This window comes from Motilimonas pumila, assembly GCF_003596335.1.
Classification (GTDB): domain Bacteria; phylum Pseudomonadota; class Gammaproteobacteria; order Enterobacterales; family CBDFNC01; genus Motilimonas; species Motilimonas pumila.
Genome location: NZ_QZCH01000005.1, coordinates 141,144 through 148,962, shown reverse-complemented (window position 1 = coordinate 148,962; position 7,819 = coordinate 141,144). Strand labels below are relative to the sequence as shown.

Genomic DNA, 7,819 nt, shown 5'->3' with positions numbered 1-7,819 from the left:
GCTTGGGCCGTTAACCCTTTATCTTAGCCGTGGCGGTACAAGAGCACTTAAAGCCTTTATCTGGTTCTCGATTGATAAAAATATCGCTCGGTTGTAGCTGTTGTACAACAGCTAAACTCAGGAGCGTGCTCGGCTATCGCTTGGGCCGTTAACCCTTTATCTTAGCCGTGGCGGTACAAGAGCACTTTAAGGCCTTTATCTGGCTCTCGATTGATAAAAATATCGCTCGGTTGTAGCTGTTGTACAAAACTAAAGTCAGGAGCGTGTTCGGCCATCGCTTGGGTGATAAATGCCACATCCAGATCCGGTGAGTTTAAACACAATAAAGCATGGCCTTGTGCGCTGACTAATTCACTTAGGCGACGCATAATTTTAGGGTAATCTCGCACTATGTTGACACTGCCTTTTTGCAGTGAAGGCGGATCGGCAATCAATAAATCGTAAGGCCCCAACTTTTTTAATTTGCCCCAAGATTTAAAAATATCATGCCCCAGAAATTTTACCTTGGTCATGTCATGTTGGTTAAGACGATGGTTATCTCGGCCAGTGCCCAAAGAGGATTTACTCATATCCACATTGACCACTTGACGCGCCCCGCCAGCCACTGCCGCCACAGAAAAGCCACAAGTGTATGCAAATAGGTTCAGTACGTTGGCGTTGTTAGCATGCTGAGCGACCCACTCTCTGCCATTTGCCATATCCAAGAATAAGCCGTAATTTTGATTGCGCCCTAGTCTTAATTGGTACTTTAAGCCTGCTTCTTGCGCAATCACTTCATCAAGCTGTTCGCCCAATAACAGTTCATAGGGAGCCATGTGTCGGTTACGGTATTGCACCTGCACAGATTGGCAGTCGTCACCTAAGCGAGCTTTAACCGCCGTAGCCAATTCCAATAACCAATCACGCTCAACTTCAGAATATAAAATAATCAAAGCAGCCGGCGATAACCAGTCAACATTAATAAAGCGATAGTCAAGAAATTGGGCGCCGCGGCCATGAAATAACCGCGTCAGCTCGTGGCCTGCCGGCCATTGGAAGTGTTGTAAGATTTGCACTGTGCAACCTAGCCAAAATAAAACGCATGTTACCTAGGCTGCGCAGTAATGAACAGTGTTTATTAGCCTTTATTACGAGCCGCTACGTCCTCTTCTGAACTTAATAAAACGGCAAACCATGAGCCTTGTGGACTGTTTTCGAGGGCAATTTTTAAGATCATGGTTAAAGGAACAGATAAGAGCATACCGACCGTTCCGAGCAGCCATCCCCAGAAAATTAATGATAAAAACACCACCAAGGTGGACAGCCCTAGACCACGACCTAAGAAACGCGGCTCTACCACATTACCCATTACGGTATTAACCGCAACATACACGCTTGCCACTACCGCTGCGTGGCCCAAGCTCAGTTGTAAGAAGGCTAAAATGACAGCCGGCACTGCAGCAATGATAGAGCCAATATTAGGAATATAATTGAGCAAAAATGCCAGTACGCCCCAAAGCACAAAGAAATCAACGCCAATGATCCATAAAGAGAACATCACAAATAAGCCAGTTCCAAAGCTCACAAAGGTCTTAATCACCATATACCGGTTTACCGAGTGGATAAACTTATCCAAACTCTTCAACTTCATTTCAGGGTCGCGAAACGCCACGTGTAGCTTTTTCGGTAGCTCAGGGGCTTCCGTTAACATAAAAATAATCGTCAATAGCAACAAAAATACGTTGGTTAACACGCTGCCAAAGCCTGAGAGCATATTGGTGACCATATTCATCGCCACAGAAGGGTCAAAATACTCCTTCACAATCTCTACTGAAATCACAATATTATGCTGCGCAAGCCAAGTAGTGATGCCCTCAAACCGTTCAAGTAGCTGAGCTTCGTAGCCAGGGAGGGCTAAACGAAATTCGGCCACTGACGAACCAACCACGCTGGCTAATACAAAAAAGAGCAACACAATAACCATTATAATCAGGCAAATGGCGATGCCTCTTGGTACTTTTAAGCCGACTAAGTAATTGATAAGGGGGTGACAAATGATGGCAATAAAAACTGACAGTAAAAACGGCACTAAGATGGCACTGGCAGTTTTGATCCCTGCCAAGATAATGATAACCGCTGCCAAGATAACAAACGCTCGACCTAAAGTATTTTGGGTGTCCATTTTCTTCTCAAATTGATTCAGCAACACTATGCTTTATATATCATCTTGAAAAAATAGCGATCTTTTTCGCTGTAAACACGTAATAATTAACATACTGTTCTTAAAAAGAAACCAATATGAAGATATTGATCACAGGTGGCACGGGCCTGATTGGCAGCCATTTATGCCAAGTGTTAAGTGAAAAACATCAGCTTACGGTACTGAGCCGCAACCCTACTAAAGCAAAGCAGCTATTGGGACCACAACTCAGTTACCTGGCCGACCTTGAAAGCTTAGCTAATCTCGATGAATATGATGCGGTCATCAACCTGGCTGGCGAGCCAATTGCTAACAAGCGTTGGAGCCCGAAGCAAAAAGACAAAATTTGTCAAAGTCGCTGGACCATTACCCGTCAAATCAGTCAACTGATCATTGCCTCCAACAAGCCTCCCGCAGTCTTTATCAGCGGCTCAGCCATCGGCTTCTACGGCAGTCAGCAAGAGCAGCCTTTGACCGAAGCAGACGATCTATTGGCCCATGACGAATTCAGCCATCAAATATGCATGCAGTGGGAAGCCGTGGCTAAGCTATGCCAAGACCATACGCGTTTATGTATTTTAAGAACTGGGGTGGTGCTTAGTCCAGCGGGCGGCGCGCTGAAAAAGATGCTGCCGCCATTTCGAGTGGGCGCTGGGGGAGTCATTGGTGACGGCAAGCAATTTATGTCTTGGATCCATTTGAAAGATATGGTCCGTGGCATCGAATGGCTACTGCACAATGACGCGGCCAATGGCACTTACAATTTTACCGCGCCGCATCCAGTAACCAACCGGGCATTCACTTCAGTGCTGGCCAAGGTGCTCAACCGACCGACCCTGCTGCCCATGCCAGCTTTCGCGCTTAAACTCGGCTTTGGAGAAATGAGTACCTTGTTACTTGATGGCCAAAAAGTCATTCCAGAGCGACTGCAGCAACAGGGTTTTGAATTCATTTACTCAGACTTGCAGCCGGCGTTGAAAAACCTACTGCTCAATTAAACCATCGCAGGGCTTCACTCAAAGCTCACGAAGTTGAACTTTGCACCGGGATCGCTAAACATGAAAGCCGTGTGGGTCTATGCCATGCCCACTCTATTATCCCCCACAGAATAAGCGATAATTTGACTAATGTGAGTCATAGGTAACTGGCTTTGTTGCTGGAACTCGTTAAAGGCACTTTGGCACTGTTTAAGGCCTTTTTTACTGGTTAAGCCAGCGTCTAACCATTGATGGTGACGCAAGTAGCTTTCTACGTCCTTGGTCAAAATAAAGGTATCAATCCCCAGCTTGCGTAAGCTGTAAGCTGCAATGTTACCGCCAAGGCGAGAGCCGTGCTGTTTTAAATGCAGCCATAACCCTGTGATATAGTCCACCGGCCAATCAGCAATAAACTGACCAAAGCTGCCATGCTCCTTTTCAATGTCCAATATCATTTGTGCATTTTGCGGCACGGTCACAATTTTTTGTCGCGCCCTTACGATTCGCTCATCTTGGCATAACCGTTCAATGTGCTGCTCATTCAGTAACACCATTTTTTTTGGCTCAAAGCCAAAGAACGCAGCTTCAAAGCCAGGCCACTTATTGCGAACCACTGACCAAACAAAGCCTGATTGAAATACGGTTTCAGTAAAGCATGCTAAAAAGCGATCCGCTGGGATAGCCGCTATTTCTGAAGGCGACAACACATCAGACAACAGAGCTTGCAAGGCTAATTCCGAGCCTTTTCGCTCACAAGCTCGCTGGTAAATATCGACAAATTTTTCCATTGGCTTCTTTAAAGTGACAGTTAGATAAACAGATAATGAATAACGAGGCAGATAGATGTAAAGATCTATCGATAAATTTCAGGTATAAAAAAACCAGCTTAATGCTGGTTATCTGCTTCAATGGAGCCATTGAAGTGGTGGACGATACTGGGCTTGAACCAGTGACCCCCGCCTTGTAAGGGCGGTGCTCTCCCAACTGAGCTAATCGTCCATATTGTGTATTAAGTTGGTGGGCGATACTGGGCTTGAACCAGTGACCCCCGCCTTGTAAGGGCGGTGCTCTCCCAACTGAGCTAATCGCCCAACTTAATATTGTTTCACACATCGGTCACTTCAATCGAAGTGGTGGGCGATACTGGGCTTGAACCAGTGACCCCCGCCTTGTAAGGGCGGTGCTCTCCCAACTGAGCTAATCGCCCAACAACTGCAAACTGTGTTACGTCTGCTGTGTTTGTGAGGGCGTATTATAGGGAGCCTTCTTCTTGCGTCAACTGATTTTTAATAAAAATTTCTAACTGCTCAATAAATAACTTATTTGCGCAAAAGCTCTACAAAAAAAGCCAAAAATTTCAGCAAGTGGCTGACTAAGTGCAGACAAAAATTGAGGTTCTGGTGGTAGAAAGCTAAAATACCGGCAAAATTTATCCACTTAATTCAGCAATAGGACATCAGTCAGCTATGACTATTAAAACGCGTTTTGCTCCAAGCCCCACTGGCTACCTTCATGTAGGCGGTGCTCGAACTGCTCTTTACTCTTGGTTATACGCCCAAGCTAACCAAGGTGAATTCGTATTAAGAATTGAAGACACAGACATTGAGCGCTCTACACAAGAAGCCATTGATGCCATTATGGAAGGCATGTCTTGGTTAGGGTTAGAGTGGAACGAAGGTCCTTACTACCAAACCAAACGATTTGATCGTTACAAAGAACTTATTCAGCAATTGGTGGATGAAGGTAAAGCTTACCGTTGTTACTGCACCCCAGAAGAACTTGAAGCCATGCGTGAAGCGCAGATGGCTAAAGGCGAAAGCGCGCGCTACACAGGGATATGGCGTGATCGCACTGACTACCCTGAAGATAAGCCTTACGTCATTCGCTTTAAAAACCCGCAAACAGGCAGCGTAGTGTTTGATGACCAAATTCGTGGCAACATTGAATTTCAAAACACCGAGCTGGATGATTTGATTATTTTACGTAGCGATGGCAGCCCAACATACAACTTCTGTGTGGTGGTAGATGACTGGGATATGGGTATTACGCACGTAGTACGCGGTGAAGACCACATCAATAACACGCCTCGTCAGATCAACATCCTCAAAGCGCTGGGCGCACCTATCCCAGTTTACGCCCACGTATCAATGATTTTAGGTGATGATGGCGCCAAGCTTTCAAAACGTCATGGTGCCGTTGGGGTAATGCAATACCGTGATGACGGTTACTTACCCGAAGCGCTATTAAACTATTTAGTGCGATTGGGTTGGTCTCACGGTGATCAAGAAATTTTCTCTGTTGATGAAATGAAAGAGCTGTTTACCCTTGATGCAATTAACAAAGCAGCCTCAGCGTTCAACACTGAGAAACTAAACTGGCTAAACCAGCACTACATCAAAACGTCTGATCCTGAGCATGTTGCCAGTTACCTTGAATGGCATATGCAAGACCAAAACATTGACGCCAGCACAGGTCCGGCCCTGAGTGAAGTAGTGACTGCATTATCTGAGCGCGCAAAAACGCTAAAAGAACTGGCTGCATCAAGTCGCTACTTCTACGAAGACTATTCAGAGTTTGACGCCAATGCCGCCAAAAAGCACCTGCGTCCAGTCGCCAAAGAGCCTTTAGTTTTAGTACAGCAAAAGCTGTCAAACATAGATGATTGGAGCAACGCAGAAGTATTGCATCAAGCCATTCAAGACACAGCTGAAGAACTTGAGCTTGGCATGGGTAAAGTCGGCATGCCGCTGCGCGTCGCCATTACCGGTGCAGGGCAATCACCGTCATTGGACATTACGTTGAAAATGATCGGTAAAGCACGAAGTGTTGAAAGAATAAGCAAAGCGCTTGATTTTATAGCAAACAGAGAAGCCAACGGATAATTTCTGTTGACAGTCAGCAGCGAGCTACATAAAATTGCGCTCGCTTCTGACATCTTTGTTAGAGCAATTAAGAAATGGGGCCATAGCTCAGCTGGGAGAGCGCAACGCTGGCAGCGTTGAGGTCTGCGGTTCGATCCCGCATGGCTCCACCACTTTCTTAATATCCTTTATGGGGCCATAGCTCAGCTGGGAGAGCGCAACGCTGGCAGCGTTGAGGTCTGCGGTTCGATCCCGCATGGCTCCACCACTTTCTTAATATCCTTTATGGGGCCATAGCTCAGCTGGGAGAGCGCAACGCTGGCAGCGTTGAGGTCTGCGGTTCGATCCCGCATGGCTCCACCACTTTCTTAATATCCTTTATGGGGCCATAGCTCAGCTGGGAGAGCGCAACGCTGGCAGCGTTGAGGTCTGCGGTTCGATCCCGCATGGCTCCACCATTTTCTTGTTATATATCCCTTTCTCGAAAGTTTCTAAAATACTTTATATTTCGCTTATTTATAGTTCACCGCGATAACGTCACAAAGCCATCATTCGAGTCTACATTTTCTTTTCCCTTTACTATCATTAAGGTAAGATTTCGTTCACTTTTTATAATGATAATTTTGACTGTTGGAGTCGTTATGCCCTCTATCTTGTGCCGTGCTGCAATTTGCACCTTGGCGATGTTTGCTATCAGTGCGTGCAGCAAAGAAAAAGCCGCCAGTTTTGAAGCTCCCCCACCCGCGGTAATTGTCGCTACCGTTAAAAAAGAATCTGTAAAACCATTTGTTGAGTTTGTGGGCCGCACCCAAGCGACAGAAGACGTTATCATTAAGGCCCGCGTAAAAGGTAACCTACTCTCCCGCCTTTTTGCAGAAGGCAACAACATTAAGGCCGGTGATTTACTGTTTGAAATTGATCCCGCGCCATACCAAAGCGTCGTAAACCAACGCAAAGCAGCCATGGCACAAGCACAAGCAACTTACGACATCGCCGTTATTAAATGGCAACGCAGTAGCAAACTGCACAAGGCTGGCACCATTTCAGAGATGGACTTTGACGTTGTTGTCAGCAATAAAATCAGTGCAGAAGCTGCAGTCGAGGCAGCAAAGGCCTCGTTGGAAGCTGCCGAACTAGACTTATCGTATACCCGTATCGTAGCCCCTATTGATGGCCGCGTGAGTCGCAGTTTAGTCAGTGTGGGCGCGTTGATCTCGCCAGATAGCACTGAGCTGGCCACTTTGGTTCAGCTCGACCCAATTTGGGTTAATTTCCAAGCATCTGAAAAACAAATGGTAGAGACCCAACGTGGCGTTGAACAAAATACCATGCAGCAAATCAGCCCAGATGATTTAATCATGCGAGTGAGGTTAGCTGATGGTGAATATTATGGTGAAACTGGCACCATTGACTTTGTTGATAATCGCATCGACCAAAGCACGGGTACGTTATCCGTGCGCGCCGTTTTCCCTAACCCAAACAGCATGCTGTTACCTGGCCAATACGTCACGGTTAACATGACCTCACCACAAGATAGCCAAGCGCTATTAGTGCCTCAATCCTCGGTGCAAGAGGACCAACAAGGTAAATTCTTATTGGTAGTGAACGATCAACAAGAAGTGGAGAAGCGCGTAGTGACCATGGGTCTGCGTTTTGGCATTAACTGGTCGGTGAAAAAAGGACTTGAGGAAGGCGATAAAGTCATCGTTGAAGGCCTACAAAAAGTGCGCCCTGGGATAAAAGTAAACATCCAAGAGCAAACCACTAAAGCATTTGACACCCCTAAGGCCTAATGTAAGGAC

General features: G+C 46.3%; 6 protein-coding genes and 7 tRNA genes. 7 read left to right on the top strand and 6 right to left on the bottom strand.

Annotation, left to right across the window (positions count from 1 at the left end; genetic code table 11):
* Positions 1-161: 161 nt before the first annotated feature.
* Together D1Z90_RS07090 and D1Z90_RS07085 are read right to left on the bottom strand one after the other, a co-directional pair.
* Positions 162-1,055 carry a class I SAM-dependent methyltransferase gene (locus D1Z90_RS07090; protein WP_232525212.1) on the bottom strand — a complete coding sequence of 298 codons (894 nt, stop codon included), beginning with the start codon at positions 1,053-1,055 and terminating at the stop codon, positions 162-164.
* Positions 1,056-1,117: 62 nt separating this feature from the next.
* The gene (locus D1Z90_RS07085) at positions 1,118-2,161 is read right to left on the bottom strand and encodes an AI-2E family transporter (RefSeq protein WP_119910046.1); all 1,044 of its coding nucleotides are present in this window, start codon (positions 2,159-2,161) and stop codon (positions 1,118-1,120) included.
* A gap of 116 nt (positions 2,162-2,277) precedes the next feature.
* On the opposite strand from D1Z90_RS07085, the gene D1Z90_RS07080 reads away from it, so the two are divergent.
* Positions 2,278-3,177 (top strand): TIGR01777 family oxidoreductase, encoded by a 900-nt coding sequence (locus D1Z90_RS07080; protein ID WP_119910045.1) that lies wholly within the window; start codon positions 2,278-2,280, stop codon positions 3,175-3,177.
* A 77-nt stretch (positions 3,178-3,254) separates the two neighbouring features.
* Here the strand turns inward: D1Z90_RS07080 and D1Z90_RS07075 are convergent, their stop codons facing one another.
* From D1Z90_RS07075 to D1Z90_RS07060, 4 genes are all read right to left on the bottom strand, one after another.
* Complete coding sequence (locus tag D1Z90_RS07075) at positions 3,255-3,944, bottom strand: DNA-3-methyladenine glycosylase I (RefSeq protein WP_119910044.1); 690 nt, start codon at positions 3,942-3,944, stop codon at positions 3,255-3,257.
* A gap of 135 nt (positions 3,945-4,079) precedes the next feature.
* Positions 4,080-4,155: transfer RNA gene (locus tag D1Z90_RS07070), tRNA-Val, on the bottom strand.
* Positions 4,156-4,171: 16 nt separating this feature from the next.
* Positions 4,172-4,247 (bottom strand) — tRNA-Val (locus D1Z90_RS07065).
* A gap of 40 nt (positions 4,248-4,287) precedes the next feature.
* Positions 4,288-4,363, bottom strand: a tRNA-Val gene (locus D1Z90_RS07060).
* A 259-nt stretch (positions 4,364-4,622) separates the two neighbouring features.
* Between D1Z90_RS07060 and gltX the strand changes: the two genes are divergently transcribed.
* From gltX to D1Z90_RS07030, 6 genes are all read left to right on the top strand, one after another.
* On the top strand, positions 4,623-6,038 hold the full coding sequence (gene gltX, locus D1Z90_RS07055) for a glutamate--tRNA ligase (protein ID WP_119910043.1): 1,416 nt from the start codon (positions 4,623-4,625) through the stop codon (positions 6,036-6,038).
* 76 nt (positions 6,039-6,114) lie between these two features.
* Positions 6,115-6,190, top strand: a tRNA-Ala gene (locus D1Z90_RS07050).
* Positions 6,191-6,209: 19 nt separating this feature from the next.
* Positions 6,210-6,285 (top strand) — tRNA-Ala (locus D1Z90_RS07045).
* A 19-nt stretch (positions 6,286-6,304) separates the two neighbouring features.
* A tRNA-Ala gene (locus tag D1Z90_RS07040) sits at positions 6,305-6,380 on the top strand.
* A gap of 19 nt (positions 6,381-6,399) precedes the next feature.
* A tRNA-Ala gene (locus D1Z90_RS07035) sits at positions 6,400-6,475 on the top strand.
* Between the two features lie 183 nt (positions 6,476-6,658).
* The gene (locus D1Z90_RS07030) at positions 6,659-7,810 is read left to right on the top strand and encodes an efflux RND transporter periplasmic adaptor subunit (RefSeq protein ID WP_119910042.1); all 1,152 of its coding nucleotides are present in this window, start codon (positions 6,659-6,661) and stop codon (positions 7,808-7,810) included.
* The last annotated feature ends 9 nt before the right edge of the window (positions 7,811-7,819 follow it).

Coding starts and splice junctions, on each gene's coding strand:
- D1Z90_RS07085 (WP_119910046.1), bottom strand. CDS start 2,161: ATGGACACCCAAAATACTTTAGGTCGAGCGTTTGTTATCTTGGCAGCG.
- D1Z90_RS07080 (WP_119910045.1), top strand. CDS start 2,278: ATGAAGATATTGATCACAGGTGGCACGGGCCTGATTGGCAGCCATTTA.
- D1Z90_RS07075 (WP_119910044.1), bottom strand. CDS start 3,944: ATGGAAAAATTTGTCGATATTTACCAGCGAGCTTGTGAGCGAAAAGGC.
- gltX (WP_119910043.1), top strand. CDS start 4,623: ATGACTATTAAAACGCGTTTTGCTCCAAGCCCCACTGGCTACCTTCAT.
- D1Z90_RS07030 (WP_119910042.1), top strand. CDS start 6,659: ATGCCCTCTATCTTGTGCCGTGCTGCAATTTGCACCTTGGCGATGTTT.